This is a genomic window from Microbacterium sp. ZW CA_36 (genome assembly GCF_044987475.1).
Taxonomy (GTDB): Bacteria; Actinomycetota; Actinomycetes; order Actinomycetales; family Microbacteriaceae; genus Microbacterium.
On the sequence record NZ_JBJDRL010000022.1, the window covers coordinates 1 to 24,173 of the forward strand.

Here is a 24,173-nt window from a genome sequence, read left to right on the forward strand (position 1 = left end):
CCCCTGCGCCGGAGCCCATCGCCGAGCCGCTCCCCGCGCCGAAGCGCCCGAGCACGACCCCGCCGGCGGCCGCCACGTGGCCCGTGCCGTCACGCGGCAGCGGCGACGCACCCGGTCGGGTGACGCACCCCAAACCCCACCGCTGACCGTTCGAACGCGCTGCGACCTGCGCGCGGTCAGGCGCTGACCTCGGGGTGCGCGTCGATCCAGGCGTCGATGCGGGCGAACCAGTCGAACAGCCACGCGGCGCGGGCATCGAGGTCGTCTGGCACGTCCGCACGGGGCACGCGCCACGCGCGCATGGTGATGCCCTTGTCCATGGGCAGCTCGCGCCAGATGTCGCGGAGCGTCACGAGGCGGTCGAGGCCGCTGTGGGCGATGAACACGACGTCGGCGTCGGGGGCGGCATCCAGCGCAGCGTGCATGCCGCCCGGCTGCGGCGCCATGACGTGCCGCAGCGCCTCGGCCCGCTCGGCCATCGCCTCCCGCCCGGCGTCGCGCAGACGCTGGATCCGCGAGCGGCGACGAGCGGGGCTGACGTTGCCGCCCTCCGGGAAGATGACGAACGCGTCGTCGGGTCCGAGGCCGGTGGCGAGCTCGGCGAGCGCCTCCTCGACCCGCACACCTCCCCCTGCGTGCCCGTGCCCGAAGCCCGACGGCACGATGAACCGCGACGGCACGCGGTGCAGCAGGATGTCGATCGCCGGATCCCACTGCAGCGTGTACTTCAGGACGATGCGCGGCTGGCGGGCGACCTCGTTCAGCAGCGTGTGGATCAGGATGAACGAGTCGCCCGGTCCCCCGTGGCGACTGGCGACGACCAGCGGCGTGCCGGGAGTGAAGAGCCGGTCGAAGGCGGCCCGGCCTGGCGCCGCCGCCCCTTCATCGGAGCCCGTCGTGGTGATCGTGAGCCGCAGCACGCCCCCGAGGATCCAGAACAGCACCCGCAGTCCCCAGCCGCCGAGGCGGTAGTGGGCGGCCACGAAGCCCGGGCGCCGGAGCGCATATCCGAAGCCCGATGCGATCCACAGCCCGAACATCGCGACGACGAGCATCGCGTCCCAGAGCAGGTAGACGGTCACGAGCCAGAGAACGCGCGGGAGCCGGAACCGCCCGGGCACCAGCGACGTGAGAGCCAGCGCGAGGATCAGCCAGATCGGCGTGAGCACCAGCATGACGACGGCCACGACGATCACCAGGGGCGCCAGAAGGATGCGGCGCACCCAGGTCGGCGGCACGCCCATCAGTCCGCACCCTCACCGCGGGCGGCGTCCTCGTCCCGCGAAGCTTCGCCGTGGGCAGCCTCACCGCGGGCGGCGTCCTCGCCCCGCGCACCCTCGCCGCGGGCGGCGTCGCGCTCGGCCGGCGGCTGGTCGCCGAGCCCCCGGCCGCCGAGGCCGCGCTCGGCGAGGAAGGTCAGGCTCGCGTCGTATGCGGCGTCGATGCGCCGGTGGACGGTGTCCATGCGGCGGTACGACATCAGTGCGTCGCCGCCGTCGATCCCGCCGCCGCTGGGCAGCACGTGGAGGGCGACGCCCTCGGGCAGCGTCGCGACGTCGCGCGCGAACCGGTGGCGGCGGGCGATCTCGAAGGCCACGCGCGCGGTGTCCACCGCCGACTGCGGCGCGACGAGCGGCGTCTCGATGCGGCCGACCTGCAGCACGAAGACGGTGCGGGCTCCGGCATCCACCGCCTGAGCGATCGGGATCGAGTTCACGATTCCGCCGTCGATGAAGTGCTCGTCGCCGATGCGCGTCGGGGGCAGGAGGCCCGGCACCGACGCCGACGCGAGGATCGCCTCGATCAGCGGACCCGACTCGAACACGTGCTCGGCGGCGCGCTCGATGCTCGCGGCGACCACGCGCAGGGGCACCGGGAGGTCCTCGAAGCGGGTGTCGGCGCCCAGCGACCGCTCGAGCAGGTGTCGCAGCGGCGCCGGTGAGTTCAGGTGCGTCTTCGTCTTCACGAGCCGGGTGAACTGCGCGAAGAGCGAGTCGCCGTAGACGGCGTTCGCCTCGGGGGAGGTCCACGCGTCGAGCAGGCGCTCGATCACGGCGGGCGTCGGGTCGCTCGCGACGAGCGCGCCGTTGATGGCGCCGATCGAGGTGCCGACGACGAGGTCGGGACGGATGCCGGACTCGAGGAGCGCCCGCAGCATGCCGATCTCGACCGCGCCGCGGACGCCCCCACCGCCGAGAACGAACGCCACCGTCATGCCCACACCCTATTTCGGGTGCGGGGCCGCGTCAGGGATTACGGGGTCAGCGGGTGAGGCCGTCGACCCAGTCCCGGTTGTCGGCGATCCACTCCGCCACGACGGGGCCGTAGTCGTCGCCGTCGTACGCGCCGAACATGGCGTCCTCGAGGGAGTACAGCAGCTCGTTGTCCATCCGGAAGTCCTCGAGCCAGCGCGAGACCTCGGGCTGCTCCTCGCCGAACGCGGTCGAGGTGACCGTGTGGATGCCCTCGGCGTCGCCGAGCAGGCCGTCGGGGTCTTCGAGGTCCTTGATCGGGAACGCGTTGTACGCCCAGTGCGGGCGCCAGAGGGTGACGGCGACGTCGCGTCCGGCATCCGTCGCGGCCTGCAGCTCGGTGAGCATCGCCGGGGTGGACGCCGTCACGAAGTCCATGCCCTCCAGGCCGTACCCGGGAATGACGTCGTCCTGGGTCACGGTGACGAGGCCGGATCCGGCCTCGATGCCGACCAGCCGGTTGCCGAACAGGTCGGCGTTGGCGGCGAGCTCGGTCAGCGAGTCGATCGGGGCGTCCTCGTTCACCGCGATGGTGAGCTTCGCCTCGTCGTTCCAGGCACCCAGGTCGACGAGGTCGTCGCCGTAGGTGTCCATGTAGTCGGCGTGCGTGAGCGGCAGCCAGGTGTCGAGCGTCAGGTCGTAGTCGCCCTGCGCGATTCCCGTGTAGGCCGCCGCGGGGTCGGCGTAGGCGAGGTCGACGGTGTACCCCTCTTCCTCGAGCACGGCCTTCCACAGCTCGGACGCGGCGATGCCCTCGTCCCAGCCGTTGAAGACGGCGATGGTCAGGTGGCCCTTGCCGGCAGTCCCCGCGCCGGTCTGCGCGAGGGCGCCGGTCACGAGCAGCCCGGCGGTCCCCGCCAGGGCGATGCCTGCGGCGATGATGCGTCGCGTGATCATGTCAGTCCTCTCGGGTCGGGTCAGACGTGGGCGGGCTCGTGCCGCGCGGAGGGCGCGTCGTCGGGGACGGATGCCGGGCCTGCTGTCGCGGGACCCTCGGCGTCGACGGACCCCCGGCGTGCGGCATCCGTCTCCACATCCGGTGTTCCACTCACGACGGCACCGGCGCGGCGAGCCGTCCGCGGGCGCGGCGTGGAGAAGCCGGACGTGACGCGGTCGAGGATCATCGCGAGGATCACGACGGACAGGCCGGCTTCGACGCCGAGCCCGATGTCGATGCGGCTGAGGCTCTGCACCACCTGGCCGCCCAGCCCGCCCGCGCCCACCATGCCGGCGATGACGACCATCGACAGGCTCAGCATGATCACCTGGTTGACGCCCGCCATGATGCTCGGCAGGGCCAGCGGGAGCTGGATCTGGCGCAGGATGCGCCCGGGCGAGGCGCCGAACGCGTGACCCGCCTCGACGATCTCGGGGTCGACGCCGCGGATGCCGAGCTCGGTCAGGCGCACGCCGGGAGCGAGGGCGAACACGATGGTCGCGACCATGCCGGGAACGGGCCCGACGCCGAAGATCAGCATCGCCGGGATCAGGTAGACGAACGCGGGCATCGTCTGCAGGAAGTCGAGGACGGGGCGCAGCGCCGCCGATACCCGGTCGTTGCGCGCCGCCCAGATGCCGAGGGGAACCGCGATGGCGATCGCCACCGCGGCGGCGAGGATCACCAGGGCGAGCGAGTCCATCGCGTTCGACCACTGCCCGACCGCGACGATGACGAGCAGTCCGACAACGCTGCCGATGGCGAGGAGCATGCCCTTCGACCAGTATGCGAATGCGGCGATCACGAGGATGACGACCCAGAACGGCGGGGTCGACAGCGACGCGTCGAGCCAGCCGTAGAGGCCGTTGAAGACGAGGGCGACGACGTCGAAGAAGCCGCCGAGCACGTCGATCATCCAGCGGACGGCGGTCTCGACCACATCGCCCAGCGGAAGGCGGAAGACATCGTTCATCGTGCGGCTCCCTCGGTCGTGGCGCGGGCATCGGTCACAGGGCGGCCTCCGGGTTCGGCGACCATCGTCGGTGCGGCCGGGCGGGACGCCCGCGCCGCGGTCGCGGGCTGCTCGACCGCCGCGAGCGTCTGCGTGATCTCGCTCGCCGGCACCGTGGCCGGCAGGTCGATGACCGGGTTCTCGCGGGTGACCGGCGGCACGTTGCCGAGAGCGGCGAGCAGGGTCACGCGGGGGATGGCGCCCACGAGCCGGCCGGCGTCGTCGACGACCGCGACCGGCACCGGACGCTCCACTGCCCGCTCGACGACATCCGTCAGCGGGTCGTCGACGTGCACCGCCGCGTGGGCGGTGTGCACGATCGCGCGAAGGTCCGTCCGACCGTCCTTGACGGCCCGGATCACCGCGCGATCGGTCACCGTGCCGAGGAACCTGCGGTTCTCGATGACCGACACGGATCCGACCTGCAGGTCGCGCATCACCCGCAGCGCTCCGCGCACGCCGGCGCTCACCGGCGTGGTCGCGGCGGGCGGCGCCATCACCGAGCCGGCGGTGAGCACGCGTGCCCGGTCGACATCCTGCACGAACTGCGCGACGTAGTCGTTCGCCGGGTCGGTGAGGATCTCCTCCGGCGTCCCGTTCTGGACGATGCGGCCGTCACGCATCACGGCGATGCGGTCGCCGAGGAACATCGCCTCGTTGAGATCGTGCGTGATGAACACGATGGTGCGTCCGAGCTCGCGCTGCAGCTCGATGAGCTGCTCCTGCATCTCGCGCCGGATGAGCGGGTCGAGGGCCGAGAACGCCTCGTCCATGAGCAGGATGTCGGTGCCCGAGGTGAGCGCCCGGGCCAGGCCCACGCGCTGACGCATGCCCCCCGAGAGCTCGTCGGGCATCGCGTCGGCACGGTCGCCGAGCCCGACCTTGCCGAGGATCTCTCGCGCCCGCTCGCGCCGCTCGTCGCGCCCGACGCCCTGGATCTCGAGCGCGTAGGCGGCGTTGTCGAGCACCGTCAGGTGGGGCAGCAGCGCGAAGTGCTGGAACACCATCGAGACGGAACGCTGGCGGATGCCGCGCAGGGCCTTCGCCGAGCCCTTCGTGACGCTCTGCCCCTGCACGAGCACCTCGCCCGCCGTGGGCGGGAGCAGTCCGTTGAGCATGCGCAGCACGGTGGACTTGCCGGAGCCGGAGAGCCCCATGATGACGAAGATCTCTCCCGGCTGGACGGTGAAGCTCGCGTCGATCACGGCGGCCGAGCCGGCGTCCGCGACGTCGGCGCGCGTCGCGCCGGTGCGGAGGCGCCGGACGGCGTCCTTGGGGTTTCGTCCGAAGACCTTGAAGAGGCCCTTCGCCTCGATGGCAGGAGGAAGCGTCACTGTGTGCACCTCGGCAGCTTCCGTGCAGAAGCTGCAGCGGTTGCGCCCGGGTGGCGGCCGTACACGCAGCGGATGTCGGATCCGCGCTCCGGCCGCCGACCATACGCTCACCGGTCTGGCGCCCCGTGAGGGCGTCACCCGTGACCGCGGACTGGTCGGGAACAGCCCCATGAGGGGCCTGATCCACCGTTTCACGACGGCCGCGAGCGGGCAAATTGGACAGCCATCGGCGCTTTAGGTAGGTCGCGCACGCGTGATATCACGGCTCGCGCGGTGGCCGGGCCGTGAAGCTGACGGACGGGTGGCGCCTCGGGGCACTTGACATACCGGCCGCTTCAATGGTTAGTTACTCAAGTAAGTAACCAACTCACCGGGAGCGACGTGATCGAAGAAGGCCGGGCGCTGTTCGTCCAGATCGCCGAAAGCGTGGAGGACTCGATCATCGACGAGTCCCTCGCCGAGGAGGCACAGGCCCCGTCGACGAACGAGCTCGCCGCGTTCTACCGAATCAACCCCGCCACCGCCGCGAAGGGAATCGCCATGCTGACCGACAAGGGCGTGCTGTACAAGCGCCGCGGCATCGGCATGTTCGTCGCGCCGGGCGCGCGCGACCTGCTGCTCGCCGAGCGCCGGAGCGCTTTCGCCGACCGCTTCGTCGACCCGCTGCTGGCCGAGGCCCGCAAGCTCGGGCTCGGGCCCGACGACCTCGCACTGCTCATCCGCGACCGCGCCTCGGGACGCGGCACGACCACGACAGAAGGGAACCCACGATGACGACCGGGACGCACGTCATCGAGGTGAAGAATCTCACCAAGCGCTACCGCGACACCGTCGCGGTGGACGACGTGAGCTTCACCATCGAGAGGAACACGATCTACGGCCTGCTCGGCCGCAACGGAGCCGGCAAGACGACCGTCATGTCGATTCTGACGGCGCAGAACTTCGCCACCAGCGGCGAGGTGCGCATCTTCGGCGAGCAGCCGTACGAGAACGCGCGCATCCTCAGCCGCATGTGCTTCGTGCGCGAGAGCCAGAAGTACCCCGACGACGCGCTTGCGAAGCACGCCTTCGCCACCGCCCGCCTGTTCTTCCCGAACTGGGACGAAGAGCTCGCGCAGCGATTGATCGAGGACTTCCAGGTGCCGTCCAAGACGCGGATCAAGAAGATGTCCCGCGGGCAGATCTCCGCTGTCGGTGTGATCATCGGCCTCGCCGCCCGCGCGGAGATCACGTTCTTCGACGAGCCGTATCTGGGCCTCGACGCCGTCGCCCGCCAGATCTTCTACGACCGGCTGCTGGAGGACTACACCGAGCACCCCCGCACGATCATCCTCTCGAGCCACCTGATCGACGAGGTGTCCAACCTCATCGAGCGTGTGCTCGTGATCGACCGCGGCCGCATCCTGATGGACGAAGAGACGGATGCCGTGCGCGGCCGTGCCGCCAACATCGTCGGCGACACGGCCGCCGTCGACGCCTTCGTCGCCGGTCGCGAGATCATCCACCGCGAGTCCCTCGGCCACGTGGCCTCGGTCACCGTGCTCGGGCCGCTCACCGCGGACGACCACTCACAGCTCGCCGCGGCGGGCCTCGACATTGCGCCGGTATCGCTGCAGCAGCTGATCGTGCGCACCACCCAGCGAGCGTCCGCCGAAGCGGCCGCCGCCGATGAAGGAGCTCTGCGATGAACCGCACCGTCAATGTCGTGCGCATGCAGCTGATCAACAAGCAGACCTTCGTCTGGGTACCGCTGATCGTGCTCGGCGCCTCGTTCGCGATCACGATCGCGATCTACGCGATCCTCGCCAGCTCGGGCCTGCCCGGACCGTTCTACGGCGGTGGCTCGCAGGCACCTCTCTGGGTGCTGCTGTTCGTGGGGATCTCGTCGCTGACCCTGACGTTCCCGTTCTCGCAGGCGATGAGCGTGACCCGCAGGGAGTTCTTCCTCGGCACGATGCTCGCCGCCGCGATGTGCGCCGTGCTGCTGGCCGCGGTCTTCGCCGTCGGCGGCATGATCGAGGAGGCGACGAACGGCTGGGGCCTCAACGGGTACTTCTTCGCCCTGGACTGGGTGGTCGCGGAGGGCCCGCTCGTGGCGGCGTTCTTCTACTTCGTCCTGGCGCTGCTCATCTTCATGCTCGGATTCTGGTCGGCGACCGTGTACAAGCGGTCCGGAGCCATGGTGCTGACGATCATCTGGTCGGGCGTCGGCCTGCTCCTGGTCCTCGCGGTCTGGGCGATCACCCGCTTCGAGATGTGGACCGACGTGATCTCGACGATCGTCCAGCAGGGACCGGCCGGGTTCGCCGCCTGGGGCCTGCTCGTGACCGTGCTGCTCGGCGGGATCTCGTACCTGACGCTGCGGCGCACCGTCCCCTGATCGCCGGCGACGAGGAACGGATGCCCCGACCCCGCGCTCGCGCCGGGTCGGGGCATCCGTCGCTCCGCCGCCGTCAGCGACTCAGCGACTGTCGGCGGCCTCGGTGTGGTGGCGGATGACCTCGGCGACGATGAAGTTGAACCACTTCTCGGCGAAGGCGGGGTCGAGGTCGGCCTCTTCGGCGAGACGCCGCAGGCGCGCGACCTGCTGCTCCTCGCGGGCCGGGTCGGACGCGGGCATGCCGTGGTCGGCCTTCAGATGACCCACCTGCTTCGTCGCCTTGAAGCGCTCGGCGAGCAGATACACCAGGGCGGCGTCGATGTTGTCGATGCTGCTGCGCAGCCGCGCCAGCGTCGTCGTGGGATCTTCGGTCATGGCGGTCCTCCTCGCCCCTCGACGATACCCGAGCGGTGCGGCCCGGCACGCCGCCCGGCGGGCGTCGCACGATCAGGGTGAAATCGCCGGGCCGGCGTGTGCGGGGGGCCGCCCCGCCCCTAGAGTGTGACGCATGACCGACCCCTCGTCCTCGCTCGGCGCGACCGCCGCCGAAGCCGCCGAACCCCTGGCCGCGGCCCCGGCAGCCGGCACCGACGCTGCCGCGGTCGTCGTGAGCGACCATCCAGCCACGTTCACCGTCGCCGACAACCAGCAAGGTCGGCCCTTCTGGGCGAGGCTCGACAACCCTTTCGCCGCTGGGCTGCTGCTGACACTCGGCGGATTGGTCGCGCTCCTCCTCGGCATCGCCCTCACCAACATCTCGACCATCCTCGTCTACATCGGACTGGCGATGTTCGCCGCCCTGGGCCTGGATCCGGTGGTCAAGTGGCTGGGCAGGCACGGGGTCAAGCGTGGGTGGGCGATCGCCATCATCTTCCTGACCGGCGCCATCCTCGGCGTCGGTCTCATGATGCTCGTCGTGCCGACCCTGGTCGCCCAGATCGGCCAGTTCGTCACCGGCATCCCCGACACCCTCGACAACTTCCAGAAATCCGACTTCTTCCAGTGGCTCGAGGGGATCTTCGGCACCGGGCTGAACTCGCTGGTGACCGACGCCGAGAAGTGGATCACCAACCCGGCGAATATCGCGGCGATCTCCGGCGGTGTGCTGAAGGTCGGCGCCGGCATCGCCACGGCTATCTCCGGTGGCCTGATCATCGTCGTCCTCACCCTGTACTTCGTCGCTTCGCTTCCCGGCATCAAGAACTCGCTGATGCAGTTCGCGCCGGCACGCCGGCGCCCGGGCGTGCGGGCCATGACCGACCAGATCACCGACTCCGTCGGGGGATACCTCATGGGAATGGTCATCCTGGCGTTCTTCAACTCCGTGGTCGCAACTCTCCTGCACTTGGTGCTGGGGCTGCCGTATCCGCTGCTGATGGGCGTGCTCGCCTTCTCGATCACGATCATCCCCCTGATCGGACCCGTGCTGTACTGGATCGTCGCGACCGTCATCGCCCTGTTCACGAGCCCGCTCGCGGCGCTGATCTTCGCCATCTGCTACTTGATCTACATCCAGATCGAGGCCTACGTGCTCACCCCGAAGGTCATGAACAAGGCCATCGAGATCCCCGGCTCGCTCGTCGTGATCGGCGCGCTCATCGGTGGCACTCTGCTCGGCTTCATCGGGGCGCTCGTCGCGATCCCGGTGACGGCGTCGATCCTGCTGATCATCAAACAGGTCTTCTTCAAGAAGCAGGACGCGAAGGTCTGACGCGTCAGTAGTCGACGCGCCGGCCGAAGCGGCGTTCGCCGCGCGGGCGAGGAGAGCACGTGGCGGCGCGGCGCAGCCGCACGATCTCGTGCGGCTGGAGGCCGACGGTCTCGCCGAAGTCCTCGACGGAGGTGAAGCCGCCCTGCGCCTCGCGCTCCTTCACCGCGCGCCGGGCCCGTGATCGCGTCATGCCCGGCAGGTCTTCCAGCTCGGCGGCGGTCGCCGTGTTGACGTCGACCGGCTCGGCCGGCGGGGCGGCCTCCTCACGCGTGGCGATCATGTCGTCGCTCGAGGCGCCCACCGCCGACGCCAGTTCGACCGTGTCGTCGGATGCCGCCTGCGACGCGGCGTCCGCCCCGGCGGCGGCCTTCGCCTCCGCGGCCTTCGCCGCGGCAGCCTTCGCCGCGGCAGCACGTGCGGCAGCCGCCCGGGAGCGCCGTGACGACCGCGCCGAGGGCTTCTTCGCGGTGCTCGCGCTTCGGCTCGTGCGCGATGTCGTCCCCGACGAGCGGCTCGCCGCCCCGCCGAACGACGCGGCGCCCGCCTGCTCCGCGCGGTCGAGACGCCGCTGCCACATGGTGCGCAGCCATCCCGGGTTCACCATGAGCGCGACGAGCATGCCCGAGAGGTACACGATCGCGCGGACGAGCGGCTGCCACTGACCCCAGATCTCGAGGCTGACGAGGATCGCTGCGGCGCCCCACACCACCCCGAGGATGATGAGGCGCCGGCTGCGCGAGGCCACCCCGATGATCGAGAAGCCGAGCCACGTCACGATCGGCCCGGGGACGACCGTCAGCAGCATCCACGAGCTCATGCCGAGCATCCAGCCGATGCTGGGCGCATCGTCGGCGGCCTTCGCGCGGGTGGTGCTGCTCATGCGTAGTCCTTCACATCGAGCACCATCGTGACGGTGTCTTCGTCGTCGCGCGTCTCGGAGACGAGCTCGAAGCCGGCGGATGCCGCGCGCTCGCGGATGCGCGCCGCGACCGTCTGCTGCACGCGCAGGGCGTAGGCGGCGTCCAGCTTCTCGACGAGCAGCGCGGCATCCGTCTCGGCGAGCTCCAGACCATCGGCGCGGTGGAAGTGCGCCGCCCACACCCCCTCGGCCGACCGCGTCATCGCGAGTTCGACGCCGTCGATCATGGCGGTGAGGCCGTCGCCGTCCTGCACGACGTCGGTCGCGCCGATGTCGCGGAGTGCATCTGCGAGCAGGTCGGGATCCTTCATGCGCGTGCGCACCGACACCGGCCGCGGGCCGTCCTCGCCGGCGGCATCCGTCTCGGCGCGGTCGCCGCCGCGGACTCCGCCGGTCTGGGCGAGCGCGCCGATGCCTCCCGCGGCAGTGATCGCGGTGACGGCGGCGAGCGCCGCGGGGATCAGGATCAGCGACACGCTCATCGCGCGGCCTCCGCTCTCGTTCGTTCGTGTGCGCCCGCCGCGATCTGAGCGGGACTGTCGGCCCGCGGACCCAGGTCGTCCAGCAGGGCGGCGAGCGCGGCATCCGTCGCCCATCCGTTCACCGCGACCGTGCCGTCACGGGAGATCCGCACCTCGAGCCGGTCCGCGCCGCCCTCGGCGGCGATGCGGTGAACCTCGTCGGCGTACCGGTCGGTGAGCGCGCGGATGCCCTGGTTGCGCGAGCCCACCCACGGGCGTCCGCGGTCGGGCAGATCGCGCAGGTACGGTCCGTCGCAGAGCAGGTCGGTCGCCTCCAGCAGGGCCGCGACGTCGTCGCGGCCCGCCCCCGCCCATGCGGTGAGGCGGTCGAGCGGGTACCCGGTGAACGTCATGACGCCCAGGCCCCCTTCACGGAAGACCCGGGCGACGGATGCCGCGGCCCCGGCCTGGTCGAACGGCTCGCCGCCGAGCAGCGTCACTCCCTCCGCACCAGCGGCCGCCGCGCCCACGACCCAGTCCTCGGCGATCGCGCGCGCATCGGTGACCACACCGCCGCGGTCGGCCCACAGCTGGGGGTTGAAGCACGCGGGGCAGTGCACGGCGCATCCCTGCAGCCACACGGCCGCGCGCACTCCCGGGCCCTCGGCCGCGGTGGCGGGCAGGAACCGCGACCACCGCAACGTCTCGGCTGCCCGCCGGACAGGCGCGACGGCGCCGAGGAGCGAGGCCTCGCCCCCTCGACCCGGTGATTCCGCGCGGACCTGGATCATGGGGCGCCGTCCGTCTGCTCGGCTTCGAGCCGGGTGACGCCGTGCACCGCCGCGCTCGTGTAGTCCTCGGTGAAGCGCGACGAGACGGTCTCGGCATCCAGCAGCGCCTCGAGCGCCTCGATGTGGTCGAGGCACTCCGGTCCGTGCATGCCGATGGTCTCCGCATCGACGGTGCCATCGGCGCGGAGCCTCACCACGAGCTGCTTCGCCATGCTCTCGTCATCCTTCCGTCGTCGTCGATCAGTAATCGACCGTGCGGCCGCCGCGGCGCGACGACAGCGCACCCTCGGTGACGGCGCCGGTCAGCTCGGCGGAGTCCAGGTCCTCGGTGCCGGTGGCGCGCACCGCGCGCTCGGTCGCCCATGTGCGGATGCGCTGCACCTCCTCGGCCTGCGTCACGGCGAGAGGGATCATCGTATCGACCACCTGCCGCACCCCCGCGGCGGTCACCGCTCCGCGCGCGCTGAACCCTTCGTACAGCGCCGAGACCACCGACTGCTCGATCTCGGCGCCGGAGTGGTTCTCACTCGCGGCGACGAGCGCGGCGACGGCGTCGGCGTCCGCTGCCACGGCTTCCAGACCGTTGGCGTCGGTCGCGCGGGCACGCAGCTGCAGGCGCCAGATGACCTCGCGCTCGTGGGAGGTGGGCAGGTCCACGAAGAAGATCTCGTCGAAGCGGCCCTTGCGCAGGAACTCCGGCGGGAGGGCGTCGATGTTGTTGGCCGTCGCGACGACGAAGACCGGATGCCGCTTCTCCTGCATCCACGTGAGGAAGGTGCCGAACACGCGCGCCGTCGTGCCCGAGTCGCCCTGGCCGGTCGTGTTCGAGAAGCCCTTCTCGATCTCGTCGACCCACAGCACGCACGGGGCGACGGCCTCGGCGGTCGCGATCGCGGTGCGCAGGTTCTGCTCGCTCGACCCGACGAGCCCCGAGAAGATGCGACCGATGTCGAGCCGCAGCAGCGGGAGCCCCCATGAGGCCGCCGTCGCCTTGGCGGTGAGCGACTTGCCGCAGCCGGGCACGCCGGTGATGAGCACGCCCTTCGGGGCCGGAAGACCGTACGCGCGGGCGTCGCCGAGCCACGAGCCGTCGCGTCGCGACAGCCAGCGCTTGAGGTTGTTGAGCCCGCCGACGTCGTCCAGGTCGATGTCGGCCTGCACGAACTCCAGCACCCCGGACTTGCGCACGACCTGGCGCTTCTCGTCGAGCACGATCGGCACGTCGAGCGCCGACAGGCTCCCGTCGTTCACCATCGCGCGGGCGAAGGCGTTCTCGGCCTCGGCCATCGACAGGCCCAGCGCCGCGTGCACGAGCTGCTCGCGCGCGGCGTCATCGGCATCCACCCGGATCCGGCCCTCGCCCGACGCGTTGTTGTCGATCATCGTCTCGAGGAGCTCCCGGATCTCGGCCGCGGTCGGCAGCGGGAAGTCGAGGAGGTGCGTGACCTCGTCGAGCTCGGGCGGGATGACGCGGACAGGGGCCGTGATCACGAGCGTCCGTGACACGTCGCCGTGACGGAACTCGAGCGCTGTCTCGCGCACCGTGCGCACGAGCGCGGGGTCGCCCGCCCGGTGCTCGCCGCCGAAGTAGGCGTGCAGGTCGCAGAAGACGAACACGCTGGGCGCATCGACCCCCGCGATGTGCTGCAGCGCACGCGCCGGATTCACGGTGTTCGCGACCGACGAGCCGTCGGGGCCGACGAGCCCGAGCGCCGCCGTCCAGGTCCACAGGGCGCGCGGGTGACGCTGCGTCTCGGCGGCATCCGAGATCGCGCCGATCGCCCGCACCTCCTCGCCGGTCTCGATGTACAGCAGCGGAAGGCGCGCCTTGAACGCCTCGGTGAGAGTGTCGGCGAACGTCACGTCTGCTCCTTGTCGATGGGATGCCGCGTCATGGCGTCGGCGTGGATGTCGGGGTGGTCGAGGGCGCGGGGTCGCCCGCCGGCGTGTCGAGCGTGATCGTCCAGGACCCGTCGCCGGTGTCGGCGTCGACCTGGAACACGACGCGATCCGTGGGCTCCCAGGACGCGCGGACGTCGACCTCGTCGAACTCGTTCACGAGCAGGTCCCATCCGCCGACGGTGACGACGGCGACCATGAACAGGCCGCTCCCGGTGTGCTGGAAGCGCCCGCTCAAGGCGGCTCCCTCGTACATCAGCACCGCGTTGCCCTGACCGGAGGCGGACTCGCCCATCGGCAGCACCTCCGGCGTCGTCACCTCGGCGGTCCAGTCCGTGAGCGACGGTGCGAACCAGAGGAGTCCGTCCTCGTCACCCGGCAGCACCAGGATGTCGGAGTCGGGGTAGAGCGAGCCGAGGTAGCCCGGGTACTGCCACTCCTCGGAGTCGGGATCGAACTCGACGCCCTGCTGCTGGTAGACCCGGACCCAGTCGGCTTCGCCCTCGCCTTCGGGGTTGTCGACCATGAAGAGGGCGGAGTCCGCGTCGATCCGCAGAAAGCCGCCCGCCGCCGTGCCGTGGAGCACGCCGTCGACGATCTCGTACTCCTCAGGCTCGTCGGCGAGCCACGGCGCGTACGCCTCCTCACCGGGGGTGCCGACGTACACCTCGCCCGTCTGCTCGTCGACGGCGACCTGCGGCAGCACGAGGAAGGCGATCACCGCGACGGTGACGGTGCCGACGATCCAGGTCACGAGCGAGAACCGCCGGATGCGCTCCACGCCCGCCATCAGGGGCCCACCGCCGTCGCACTCGGGGCCGGTGCCGGTGTGGGCGCGCCCGTGGCGGCGGGCGCCGGATCGTCGGGGAAGGCGATGGTCCACCCGGCGTCGTCCCACGCGTCGATCACGAACAGCACCGGGTCGCCGTCGGCCCAGGCGATGGAGCGGTCGGTGGGCTCGTTCGCGCTGAAGGCCTCGGTCACGCCCGCCGATGTGACGGTCTCGATGCTCACGCGACCCTCGCCACGCGTGCTGATGCGCGCCGTGGTGGCGGTCGAGCCGAGAGCGAACACGGCCGAGCCGATTCCGCTCACCGTGCCCGAGCGCTCCTCGACCGGCGGTGTGGTGATCCTCATGCGCCAGCGCTCGTCGCGGAACCCGTCGATCCAGAGTTCGACGTCGGCCTGCGGCACGATGACCCACTTGCCCTCGGTGGCGATGTACGACTCGAACTCGGCGGGGCCGCCGTACTCACTCTCGGCGAGGATCTCGCCGGCGGGGCCGGTGACCGAGATTCTGCCGACGTACGTGTCGTCGAGCTCGGTGATCAGCAGCGGCTGTGCCGGGTCGAGCCCGTCGAGCGCCACCATCGCGCCGTCGACGCCGCTGTACACCCCGTCGCCCTCGTCGTCGGCGAGCACGGGGTCGGGGTTCAGCCACGGCTCGTACCCGTAGTCGTCGGGCACCGAGACCTCGTCTCCGGCTTCGGGGAGCATCGCGACGCCGATGAGGAGGATCGCCACGACCCCGAAGATCCACACGAATCCGTTGAACCCGAGCAGACGGCTGCGAGCCGCAACGCTCAGCGTCGTGTTCGAACTCATTCCCGCCTTCCGACCCCGACCAGGCTATACAAACCGCAGGGGGTCGACCGACCGTCAGCGCATCGGCAGGAGGCAGGTCGGCGAGGGCGCGTCGGCGCGGTGCCGCACGCGCCCCGGCACACCGGTGCGCAGGTCGAGCGTGAGCGAGGCGACCTCGTCCGACAGCTGACCGGCGACGAGCAGGATGTCGCGCACCACGACGTGGTGCCGCGGCCAGTCGACGCCGGCGTCGACGAGGGCGACCGGAGCCACCTCTTCGCCGGCGCCGCGAACGCGGAGCGTCGCGAGGGTGTTGCTGCCGCGCACACCGGCGTACACGAACTCGCCGTCGCGCGAGAGAGCCACCTCGGCGGCGCTGTCGCCGGGAAGCGTGCCCGCCCCGAGCGGCGTGCCGCCGACGAGCCGCCACGTGCCGTCCACCGAGGGTGCGAGCACGAACAGCTCGCACGAGAGCTCGGTCACGACGTAGAGGTGGCCGCTCGGATGCCAGACCATGTGCCGCGGGCCGCTGCCCTTCGGCAGCGTCACCTGCTGCACCGGCCGCAGGCCGCTGCCGCCGTCGCGCCAGAACCGGACGACGTCGTAGCCGAGGTCGGTGGTCGCGATGAGCCCGCCGGGAAGGAAGACGGCCTGGTGCGCGCGCGAGGGACGCGCGGCGTCCCCCTCCGCGCCGGTCTCGGCCTGCTCCACGACGTCGTGATCGGGCACGAGGTGCGCGTACTCGTCGCCGGCGGCTTCCCGCAGGGCGCGGGTGGCGGCGACGAGGTCGATGTCGCCGGCCGAGGCCGGGGCGGAGGCGGCGTCTGGGCCGTACGGGTCGACGGCCGCGGGAGCCGTGACCGGCGAGGAGGGTCGGCCGGCGGCATCCAGGTCCATCCGGACCACTCGCCCGTCGCCCCAGCAGCTCGCGATCAGGAAGCGGGCGTCGGGTGACACTGCGACGTGGCAGACCGCCTCGCCGGCGGGGACGGCGCCGCCGAGCGGGACGAACGTCGCCTCACCCGTGCGGCGGAACGCCTGTACCTGCCGGCGGTTCTCGAGCGCCGCGTAGACGACATCGCCCGGCGTCACCGTCAGCGAGCCGGGGTGCGGTGCGACCCACGACGGCGAGTCGGCGGCGGCGACATCGCCGGCGAACGCGAGCGCGCCACCCGCGGAGTTCTCGTCGGGGGCGCCGGCGAGCAGCATCCCGAGCCCGCCCGCACGGCCGTCCATGTCGGCGGTGTACCCGCCCAGGAGGAATCTCATGTCGGACGGCGGCCGCTCAGTCGACGAGGTCGTGGCGCACGATCACGGCTTCGCGGGACGCGCCGACGCCGATCACCGAGATGCGCGTGCCGCTCATCGCCTCGAGGGCGAGGACGTACTCCTGCGCCTCGAGGGGGAGGTCCTCGAAGGTGCGCGCGCCCGAGATGTCCTGCTTCCAGCCGGGGAAGTACTCGAGGATCGGCACGGCGTGGTGGAAGTCGGACTGGTTCACCGGCACCTCGTCGAAGCGCTGCCCGTCGACGTCGTACGCGACGCACACCGGGATCTGGTCGAGTCCGGTGAGGATGTCGAGCTTCGTCAGCACGAGGTCGGTGATGCCGTTGATGCGAGTCGCGTAGCGCGTGATGGGCGCGTCGTACCAGCCGACGCGGCGCGGGCGGCCGGTTGTGGTGCCGAACTCGAAGCCGCGCGAGCGGAGGAAGTCGCCGTTCTCGTCGAACAGCTCGGTCGGGAACGGGCCCGAGCCGACGCGGGTGGTGTAGGCCTTCACGATGCCGACGATGCGGTCGAGGCGATTCGGGCCGACGCCCGAGCCGGTCGCCGCGCCGCCCGCCGTCGCCGACGACGAGGTCACGAACGGGTAGGTGCCGTGGTCGACGTCGAGCATCGTGGCCTGGCCGCCCTCGAACACCACGACGTCGCCTGCGTCGAGGGCTTCGTTGAGCAGCAGCCCGGTGTCGGCGACCATCGGGCGCAGGCGCTCGGTGTACGACAGCAGGTCGTCGACGATCTCGTCGGCCGTGATCGCGCGGCGGTTGAAGATCTTCACCAGCAGGTGGTTCTTCTGGTCGAGAGCGCCCTCGACCTTCTGGCGCAGGATGTTCTCGTCGAAGAGGTCCTGCACGCGGATGCCGACGCGGTTGATCTTGTCGGCGTAGGCGGGGCCGATGCCGCGCCCGGTCGTGCCGATCTGCCGCTTGCCGAGGAAGCGCTCGGTGACCTTGTCGAGGGTGCGGTGGTACTGCGTGATGATGTGCGCGTTGGCGCTGATCCGCAGGCGCGACGTGTCGAGTCCTCGCGCGTGCAGCGCCTCGAGCTCGGCGAACAGCACCTCGAGGTCGACCACGACGCCGTTGCCGATCACGGCGTTCACGCCGGGAGAGAGGATGCCGGACGGCAGGAGGTGCAGCGCATACTTCTCGTCGCCGATCACGACCGTGTGTCCGGCGTTGTTGCCGCCGTTGAACTTGACCACCCAGTCGGTGCGCTCACCCAGGAGATCGGTGGCCTTGCCCTTGCCCTCGTCTCCCCACTGGACTCCGACGATCACGATGCCTGGCATGGGCTACTCCCCCGTTATCGGACGGTTACACCCCATCCTATCGGGGTGTCCCCGACATGCCTTTCGAGGCGGTCCCCGATGCTCCCGGTCGCGGACGTCCTCGGACAACGCCCGGCGGGGGTGGGCGGTATGGTTCCAGCACCGGCTCCGACGACGGCGCGGGGAGGAGTACGGGGTGGACGAAGGCAGCGCGGAGACCCTGGCCGTAGGCGTCGTGCGAGTGGATCGGTCGGGCACGATCGCCGCGGCCAACCGGTGGTTCGCCGAGTGGGCCGGGGCTGCAGCGGATGACATGGTCGGAAGATCGATCGGCGATTTCCTCGTCCACTCCCACGAGGATCTGCTTCCTGCCGATGCCACGCAGGGACCCTGGATGATGCTGCACGCCCGAGAGCACGACCGGGCGGTCCTGATGACCCGTCAGCGTCGTGGCACCGGTGACGTGCTCATGCTGGCCGAGGCGACCGAGCGGTTCCGCGCGATGATCGATCTGCGCCGGCGGTATGCGCTGGCCGACCGCACCCGGACGCGACTGGAGATCGTGATGGACTCGTCCGTCGCCTTCTCCACCGCCTCGACGGAGCGCTCGCTCGCCGAGATCCTCGCCGACACGACGGCACGCGCCTATCGCGCCGAGGAGTCGAGCGTGCTCCTGCGCAACCCCGACCGGACGAGCCGGATCGCCGCCGGACCCGACGTGCTGGGCGGCCGCATCGACGTCGATGCGCTCATCGGGATGGTGGCCGCACCACGGCGGGTCGTGAAGGTGGTCGGCGACGCGGAAGGCGAGCGCCTCGTCCCCGGGCTCGGTGCGGCGATGCGGGACGCTGACGTCCGCGCGTTCATCGCCGCGCCGCTGCACCACGAGGAGGCAGACTTCGGCGCATTCATCAGCTGGTTCCACCACGAGCGCACGTTTGACGACGAAGCCGCTCCGCTGGCCGAGGCCCTCGCCGGTCAGGCCGGCCAAGCGCTCGCCACCCTTCGCCTCCAGGCGCGGCTGGCGCACGCCGCCACGCACGACGAGGTGACGGGGCTGCCGAACCGGCGAGTGCTGGAGAGCCAGATGGACGAGGTCCTGGGCGGCCGCGGCTGCGCGGTGCTGTTCATCGACCTGGACGGCTTCAAGCGTGTGAACGACCTGTTCGGCCATCAGGCCGGAGACAGGATGCTGCGCGACGTGGGCCGGCGCCTGCTCACGGCGGTGCGCGCCTCCGATCTCGTCGCCCGGTACGGCGGCGACGAGTTCGTGGTGGTGTGCGAGGTCGGCGAGCCTTCCGACGCGGTCGAGATCGCGGAGCGGATCCTCGACCTCTTCCGCGCCGAGCCGACGGGATCCGCCGCGCCCTTGAGCGCGAGCATCGGGATCGCGGTCGCCTCCTCCGGCAGCGGACTCATGGCCGACCAGTTGCTCCGCCACGCCGACCTCGCGATGTACCGCGCGAAGAGCGCCGGCGGCAACCGGATCGAGCTCGAGCAGGCCTGAGTCCGCGGGGGCGGAGCCGATTCGTTACGCCGTCTGGCGCCGTGAGTCCTCCCGTGTCATCGAGCGCTGGACCGCTGCGCGCACCGAGGGGATCGTGAACCACGGATCGCTTCGGCGACGGTGCGGCCGTTCCAGACCGCCCGGTCAGGTGGTCCGTACGCCGCGACGCGCGGAGAAAGGACGAACACGTGACCGACCAGGTGCACCTCGCCATCGCCCTCGAGAGAGCGGGCTGGCACCCCGCCGCGTGGCGTGAGGCCTCCGCTCGCCCCCGCGACCTGACCTCGCCCGCCTACTGGCGCGACCTGCTGCGCACGGCGGACGACGCCGGGATCGCGCTCGCCACGATCGAGGACGCCCTCTCGCTCACCGACCGCTTCGAGTCGGTCGACGACCTGCGGCGCGATCGGGTCCGCGGCCGGCTCGACGCGGTGCTCATCGCCTCGTACGCCGCACCGCTGACGCGGCGCATCGGCCTCGTCCCCACCGTGACGACCGCCCACCCCGAGCCGTTCCACGTGGCGACGGGCATCCAGACCCTCGACTTCGCCAGCCGCGGGCGCGCCGGCGTTCGCCTGGTCGCGGGAGCGTCCGCCGCGGAGCGCGCCAACTTCGGCCGGCGCGCCTCAGAGGTCGATGCGATCCCGGTGTCGGGCCGGGTCGAGGACTCCCCCGAGATCGTCGCGGCGTTCCGCGAGGCCGGCGAGTTCGCCGATGTCCTGTCGCGCCTGTGGGACTCGTGGCAGGACGACGCCGTCATCCGGGATGCCGCGACCGGCCGGTTCGTCGACGCCGACCGCGTGCACGACATCGAGTTCGAGGGCGAGTTCTTCTCGGTCACCGGGGCTTCCATCGTGCCGCGCTCGCCCCAGGGCCGGCCGCTGCTCACGGTGCTCGCGCACCAGACGGTGCCCTACCGCCTGGCCGCCGAGCACGCCGATCTCGTCTACGTCACGCCCCACGACGACGCCGGGCTCGCCGGCATCCGCTCGGAGCTCGACGCGGCAGCCGACGAGCTGCGCACCGGCGGCGAGCCGCTGCGCGTCTACGCCGACCTGCTCGTGCTGGTCGAAGACACAGGGGCCGCCGCGCGCAGTGCCGCCGCGCGCCTCGACGAGTGGGACGGGTCGCCGCTCGTGTCCGACGCCCGCATCGTCGTCGGCACCCCCGGCCACGTGGCCGACGCGGTGCGGGAGCTCGCCGGCGCCGGCGTCGACGGCGTCCGCCTGCGCCCGGCCCGCCAGCCCGCCGATGTCGCCGCGATCGCCGAGAGGGTCGTCCCGCTGCTGCGCGCGACGCGCACCCTCCGCGAGGACGACGGCGGGGGCACGCTGCGTGCCCGACTCGACCTCGCGCGACCCGAGAGCCGCTACGTCCGAGAGCCTGAGCCACGCCATGCCCGAGAAGTGGAGTTCGCGCTGTGAGCCGCCCCGTACGCCAGGTCCACCTCGCCGCGCACTTCCCCGGCGTCAACAGCACTACCGTCTGGACCGACCCGACGGCGGGCAGCCAGATCGACTTCGCCTCGTTCGAGCACTTCGCCCGCACCGCCGAGCGTGGTCTCTTCGACTACGTCTTCCTCGCCGAGGGGCTCCGGCTGCGCGAGCACAAGGGACGCATCCACGAGCTCGACGTGCTCGGCCGCCCGAACACGCTCTCGATCCTCGCCGCCGTCGCCGCGATCACCGAGCACGTGGGGCTGGTCGGCACGCTGAACACGACGTTCAACGAGCCCTACGAGCTGGCCCGTCAGCTCGCGACCCTCGACCACCTGTCGGGCGGCCGCGCCGGCTGGAACGCCGTGACGAGCTCCGACGCCTTCCACGGCGCGAACTTCCGTCGCGGCGGCTACCTCGACCATGCCGACCGCTACGAGCGGGCCCGCGAGTTCGCGGCGCTCGCGAAGGAGCTGTGGGACTCGTGGCCGCAAGACGGCGTACGAGCGGATGCCGCGACCGGCGTCTTCCTCGATGACGGCGTGCCCGCCCGCGTCCGTCACAGCGGCCCGCAGTTCGACGTCGACGCGCTGTTCGACGTGCCCCGTTCGCCGCAGGGACGCCCGGTCATCGTGCAGGCCGGAGACTCGGCGGACGGCCGCACTTTCGCCGCCGAGCATGCCGAGGTGATCTTCTCGCTGCACACCGGGTTCGACGACGCCCGCGCGTTCTACGACGACGTCAAGGGACGCCTCGGCCGGCACGGCCGCGAGGAGGACTCGCTCAAGATCCTGCCCGCCGCCACCTTCGCCATCGGCGACACCGACGACGACGCCCGGGACCGGGCGCGGCAGGTCGCCCTGCAGCAGGTGCGCCCCGAGGTCGCCCTCACGTACGTCGAACAGGTCTGGGGGCGCGACCTGTCGGGGTACGACCCGGAGGGACCGCTCCCCGACGTCGAGCCCGACACGGGATCTGAGACGGCGCGCGGCTGGGCGAACCGGCATGCCGCGGTGCGGGCGCGCATCGCGAAGCTCCGCGAGCTGTCGGAGACCGAGGGGCTCAGCATCCGCGAGACGGTCATCCGCCTCACTGCCACCCCCACGTTCGTCGGCACGCCCGCACGGATCGCGGCCGAGATCGACCGGTACGTGCAGGAGCGGGCGACGGACGGGTTCACGGTCGTCGGGCATCTGACGCCGCACGGCCTGGACGAGTTCGCCGAGCGCGTCGTGCCGCTGCTGCAGGAGCGCGGCTCGTACCGCAGGTCGTACGAAGAGGGGGCGACGCTCCGTGATCTCCTCGGGCTGCCCGCCCCCCGCGCGACGCCGGCGCTCGCGACGCGATGACCGACCGCGCGCGCCTGCTGCTCGTCGGGGCCGGCCCGCGGGCGATCATGCTCCTCGAGCGCCTGCTGGCGCGCACCGACGAGCACACGCTGCTCGACATCGACCTCGTCGATCCCCACCCGCCCGGCGCGGGCCGCATCTGGCGGCGCGCTCAGTCGCCGCTCCTCAAGCTCAACTCGATGACGCGGGACGTCACGGTGTTCACCGACGACAGCTGCACGATCGACGGCCCCGTGCGTCCCGGCCCGTCGCTGAGCGAGTGGATAGAGCAGTGGCGTGCCGGCGGGCTGCCCGACGTCGACCTGGACGAGCTGTCGGCGGCCGAGGCGCGGGCGCTGGGTCCGGACGGGTTTCCGACCCGGCGCCTGCACAGCCACTACCTCGACTGGTTCTTCCGCACCACGGCGGCGAGCGCTCCGGGCGGCGTGACCATCCGGCAGCACGCCGACACCGTGGCGGCGGTCCGCCCGTCCTCCGGCGGACGCCATCTCGCCGTGCTGGCGAGCGGCACCGAGATCGTGGCGGATGCCGTCGCCTACTGCCTCGGCCACACCGAGCGCGACCTCGACCCGGCGTCGGCGGCGCTGGCGGCGGCATCCGCCCGCTATGGGCTCGTGTACGTGCCGCCGGCGTTCACCGCCGACGCCGACCTCTCGGTCATTCCGGAGGGCGCCGACGTCATCGTGCGCGGCATGGGTCTGGCCGCCGTCGACCTCGTGGTCCTCCTGACCCAAGGGCGCGGCGGGCGGTTCGACCGGGCGGGCGACGGCAGCCTGCGCTACCTGGCCTCGGGGCGTGAGCCGCGGCTGCACCTCGGCTCGCGCCGGGGCGTTCCCTACCGGTCCAAGGTGACCTCGGCACTGCAGGGCGACCCGCCGCAGCGCGAGGTGCTGACGCCCGAAGCCGTCGCGGCGCTCGTCGCGTCGGGCCACCCGATCGACTTCGACGAGGACGTCTGGCCGCTCGTCGCCGCGGAGCTGCTCCACGGGCACTATCGCGAGCTGTTCACGGGACACCCCGATCGCGTCTCGAGCACCTGGGCGGCGTTCCGCCCCGCACTGCGCCGCCACGCGTGGGACTCGCCCGCACTCCGCGACGCGATCGCCGCGGTCGTCCCCGACCCGCTGGACCGGTTCGACGTCGCGGCGTTCGACCGGCCGCTCGCCGACGCGCGGTTCCGCGACGCGGAGGACGTGCAGCGGCGGGTCAGAACGCACATCGCCGACGACCTGCAGCTGCGGACCACCCAGCAGCGCAGTCCGGCGCAGGGCGTCTTCATCGCCGCGCTGCTGTCGTTCATGGCACTGTCGGAGATCCCGAAGGAGCGCTGGAACGCCCGGTCGCGGGCGCACAGCCTTCCCGTGCGGTGGCACACGTTCTTCAGCTACCTGGCGAGCGGGCCACCGCCGCACCGGCTCGAGGAGCTGCTCGCACTCTCGGACGCCGGAGTGGTGCGCTTCCTGGGACCCGACATCGTCGTGGCTGCCGGGCCGGGCGGGTTCACGGCATCCAGCACTCGCATGGCCGGTGAGACTGTCACCGGGGCGCTCGTCGACGCGTGGCTGCCCGCGGCCGACGCCGCACTGAGCACGAACGACGCGCTGCGCGAGCTGGCGACGGTGCACGGCAGCGAGCTGCGGGTGACGGATGCCGAGTACGACGGGTCGCTCGGCCGCGTGCGCGTCAGCGACGACGGGCGCGTGCTGCGCCGCGACGACTCGGCGCACGACACGCTGTTCGCCATCGGGCCCTTCACGTCCCAGACCGAAACCGGAGCGTTCACCCGCCCGGCCGCCGACTCCCTGTCGCTGCGGCAGACCGACCAGGTCGCGGGGGCGATCGCCGCGCGCCTCGGGGTGTCGGTGCCCGTCGCCCCCTGACCCGCCCGGGGGCGCGGCGTATGACGCCGCGTGACGGCGTGTGAACACCCGCGACCCCGATTTCCGCCGTGTGACGGGGCCGATCGCGGTGCGCCGGGCTGCTCGGAGACGCTGAAGCCACGAGCCCGGCAGCCTGCCGCGACCCGCCCGCCACAGCTTTCTGGAGACCC

23 protein-coding genes are annotated in these 24,173 nt (G+C 71.6%); 8 read left to right on the forward strand and 15 right to left on the reverse strand.

Features of this window, described 5'->3' with window-relative positions:
• Positions 1-176 precede the first annotated feature (176 nt).
• Genes ACI3KX_RS11200 through ACI3KX_RS11220 form a run of 5 tightly spaced genes read right to left on the reverse strand, consistent with a single transcriptional unit; the run spans position 177 to position 5,535 of the window.
• Positions 177-1,244: a 1-acyl-sn-glycerol-3-phosphate acyltransferase gene (locus tag ACI3KX_RS11200; RefSeq protein WP_404909808.1), complete on the reverse strand. Its 1,068-nt coding sequence runs from the start codon at positions 1,242-1,244 to the stop codon at positions 177-179.
• Positions 1,244-2,215, reverse strand: a complete 972-nt coding sequence (locus tag ACI3KX_RS11205) for a patatin-like phospholipase family protein (protein WP_404909810.1) — start codon at positions 2,213-2,215, stop codon at positions 1,244-1,246. The genes ACI3KX_RS11200 and ACI3KX_RS11205 overlap by 1 nt, the downstream gene beginning before the upstream one ends.
• A gap of 46 nt (positions 2,216-2,261) precedes the next feature.
• Positions 2,262-3,149 (reverse strand): glycine betaine ABC transporter substrate-binding protein, encoded by an 888-nt coding sequence (locus ACI3KX_RS11210; RefSeq protein ID WP_404909812.1) that lies wholly within the window; start codon positions 3,147-3,149, stop codon positions 2,262-2,264.
• A 20-nt stretch (positions 3,150-3,169) separates the two neighbouring features.
• Positions 3,170-4,162 carry an ABC transporter permease gene (locus tag ACI3KX_RS11215; protein ID WP_404909814.1) on the reverse strand — a complete coding sequence of 331 codons (993 nt, stop codon included), beginning with the start codon at positions 4,160-4,162 and terminating at the stop codon, positions 3,170-3,172.
• On the reverse strand, positions 4,159-5,535 hold the full coding sequence (locus ACI3KX_RS11220) for a glycine betaine/L-proline ABC transporter ATP-binding protein (RefSeq protein WP_404909816.1): 1,377 nt from the start codon (positions 5,533-5,535) through the stop codon (positions 4,159-4,161). The genes ACI3KX_RS11215 and ACI3KX_RS11220 overlap by 4 nt, the downstream gene beginning before the upstream one ends.
• Before the next feature lie 381 nt (positions 5,536-5,916).
• Here ACI3KX_RS11220 and ACI3KX_RS11225 point away from each other — a divergent pair, with 381 nt between their 5' ends.
• Genes ACI3KX_RS11225 through ACI3KX_RS11235 form a run of 3 tightly spaced genes read left to right on the forward strand, consistent with a single transcriptional unit; the run spans position 5,917 to position 7,915 of the window.
• Complete coding sequence (locus ACI3KX_RS11225) at positions 5,917-6,309, forward strand: GntR family transcriptional regulator (protein ID WP_363356214.1); 393 nt, start codon at positions 5,917-5,919, stop codon at positions 6,307-6,309.
• On the forward strand, positions 6,306-7,223 hold the full coding sequence (locus ACI3KX_RS11230; RefSeq protein WP_363356212.1) for an ABC transporter ATP-binding protein: 918 nt from the start codon (positions 6,306-6,308) through the stop codon (positions 7,221-7,223). The genes ACI3KX_RS11225 and ACI3KX_RS11230 overlap by 4 nt, the downstream gene beginning before the upstream one ends.
• Positions 7,220-7,915: a hypothetical protein gene (locus ACI3KX_RS11235; RefSeq protein WP_363356210.1), complete on the forward strand. Its 696-nt coding sequence runs from the start codon at positions 7,220-7,222 to the stop codon at positions 7,913-7,915. Before ACI3KX_RS11230 ends, ACI3KX_RS11235 begins: the two co-directional genes overlap by 4 nt.
• Before the next feature lie 81 nt (positions 7,916-7,996).
• Here ACI3KX_RS11235 and ACI3KX_RS11240 read toward each other — a convergent pair whose 3' ends face one another.
• Positions 7,997-8,290: a chorismate mutase gene (locus ACI3KX_RS11240; RefSeq protein WP_363356208.1), complete on the reverse strand. Its 294-nt coding sequence runs from the start codon at positions 8,288-8,290 to the stop codon at positions 7,997-7,999.
• Positions 8,291-8,423: 133 nt separating this feature from the next.
• Between ACI3KX_RS11240 and ACI3KX_RS11245 the strand changes: the two genes are divergently transcribed.
• Positions 8,424-9,626 (forward strand): AI-2E family transporter, encoded by a 1,203-nt coding sequence (locus ACI3KX_RS11245; protein WP_363356206.1) that lies wholly within the window; start codon positions 8,424-8,426, stop codon positions 9,624-9,626.
• Between the two features lie 4 nt (positions 9,627-9,630).
• Here the strand turns inward: ACI3KX_RS11245 and ACI3KX_RS11250 are convergent, their stop codons facing one another.
• The 9 genes from ACI3KX_RS11250 to ACI3KX_RS11290 are packed head-to-tail and all read right to left on the reverse strand — an operon-like array spanning position 9,631 to position 17,852.
• Positions 9,631-10,506 (reverse strand): ComEA family DNA-binding protein, encoded by an 876-nt coding sequence (locus tag ACI3KX_RS11250; RefSeq protein WP_404909819.1) that lies wholly within the window; start codon positions 10,504-10,506, stop codon positions 9,631-9,633.
• Entirely contained in the window at positions 10,503-11,027 is a 525-nt protein-coding gene (locus tag ACI3KX_RS11255; RefSeq protein ID WP_363356202.1) for a hypothetical protein, read from the reverse strand. The genes ACI3KX_RS11250 and ACI3KX_RS11255 overlap by 4 nt, the downstream gene beginning before the upstream one ends.
• On the reverse strand, positions 11,024-11,797 hold the full coding sequence (locus ACI3KX_RS11260; protein ID WP_404909821.1) for a 4Fe-4S single cluster domain-containing protein: 774 nt from the start codon (positions 11,795-11,797) through the stop codon (positions 11,024-11,026). The genes ACI3KX_RS11255 and ACI3KX_RS11260 overlap by 4 nt, the downstream gene beginning before the upstream one ends.
• Complete coding sequence (locus ACI3KX_RS11265; protein ID WP_363356197.1) at positions 11,794-12,009, reverse strand: DUF2997 domain-containing protein; 216 nt, start codon at positions 12,007-12,009, stop codon at positions 11,794-11,796. The genes ACI3KX_RS11260 and ACI3KX_RS11265 overlap by 4 nt, the downstream gene beginning before the upstream one ends.
• Before the next feature lie 28 nt (positions 12,010-12,037).
• Positions 12,038-13,660: an AAA family ATPase gene (locus ACI3KX_RS11270; RefSeq protein ID WP_404909822.1), complete on the reverse strand. Its 1,623-nt coding sequence runs from the start codon at positions 13,658-13,660 to the stop codon at positions 12,038-12,040.
• A gap of 28 nt (positions 13,661-13,688) precedes the next feature.
• Positions 13,689-14,486 (reverse strand): hypothetical protein, encoded by a 798-nt coding sequence (locus tag ACI3KX_RS11275; protein WP_404909824.1) that lies wholly within the window; start codon positions 14,484-14,486, stop codon positions 13,689-13,691.
• Positions 14,486-15,301 (reverse strand): hypothetical protein, encoded by an 816-nt coding sequence (locus ACI3KX_RS11280; protein ID WP_404909825.1) that lies wholly within the window; start codon positions 15,299-15,301, stop codon positions 14,486-14,488. Before ACI3KX_RS11280 ends, ACI3KX_RS11275 begins: the two co-directional genes overlap by 1 nt.
• A gap of 54 nt (positions 15,302-15,355) precedes the next feature.
• A complete protein-coding gene (locus tag ACI3KX_RS11285) occupies positions 15,356-16,549 on the reverse strand; it encodes a lactonase family protein (RefSeq protein WP_404909827.1) in 1,194 nt (397 codons plus the stop codon).
• Positions 16,550-16,565: 16 nt separating this feature from the next.
• On the reverse strand, positions 16,566-17,852 hold the full coding sequence (locus tag ACI3KX_RS11290; RefSeq protein WP_363356187.1) for an adenylosuccinate synthase: 1,287 nt from the start codon (positions 17,850-17,852) through the stop codon (positions 16,566-16,568).
• A gap of 175 nt (positions 17,853-18,027) precedes the next feature.
• On the opposite strand from ACI3KX_RS11290, the gene ACI3KX_RS11295 reads away from it, so the two are divergent.
• From ACI3KX_RS11295 to ACI3KX_RS11310, 4 genes are all read left to right on the forward strand, one after another.
• Complete coding sequence (locus tag ACI3KX_RS11295; protein ID WP_404909830.1) at positions 18,028-19,338, forward strand: diguanylate cyclase; 1,311 nt, start codon at positions 18,028-18,030, stop codon at positions 19,336-19,338.
• Positions 19,339-19,526: 188 nt separating this feature from the next.
• Entirely contained in the window at positions 19,527-20,762 is a 1,236-nt protein-coding gene (locus ACI3KX_RS11300; protein ID WP_404909832.1) for an LLM class flavin-dependent oxidoreductase, read from the forward strand.
• The gene (locus ACI3KX_RS11305; protein WP_404909833.1) at positions 20,759-22,123 is read left to right on the forward strand and encodes an NtaA/DmoA family FMN-dependent monooxygenase; all 1,365 of its coding nucleotides are present in this window, start codon (positions 20,759-20,761) and stop codon (positions 22,121-22,123) included. Before ACI3KX_RS11300 ends, ACI3KX_RS11305 begins: the two co-directional genes overlap by 4 nt.
• Positions 22,120-24,003 (forward strand): FAD/NAD(P)-binding protein, encoded by a 1,884-nt coding sequence (locus ACI3KX_RS11310; protein ID WP_404909835.1) that lies wholly within the window; start codon positions 22,120-22,122, stop codon positions 24,001-24,003. The genes ACI3KX_RS11305 and ACI3KX_RS11310 overlap by 4 nt, the downstream gene beginning before the upstream one ends.
• Positions 24,004-24,173: the final 170 nt, after the last annotated feature.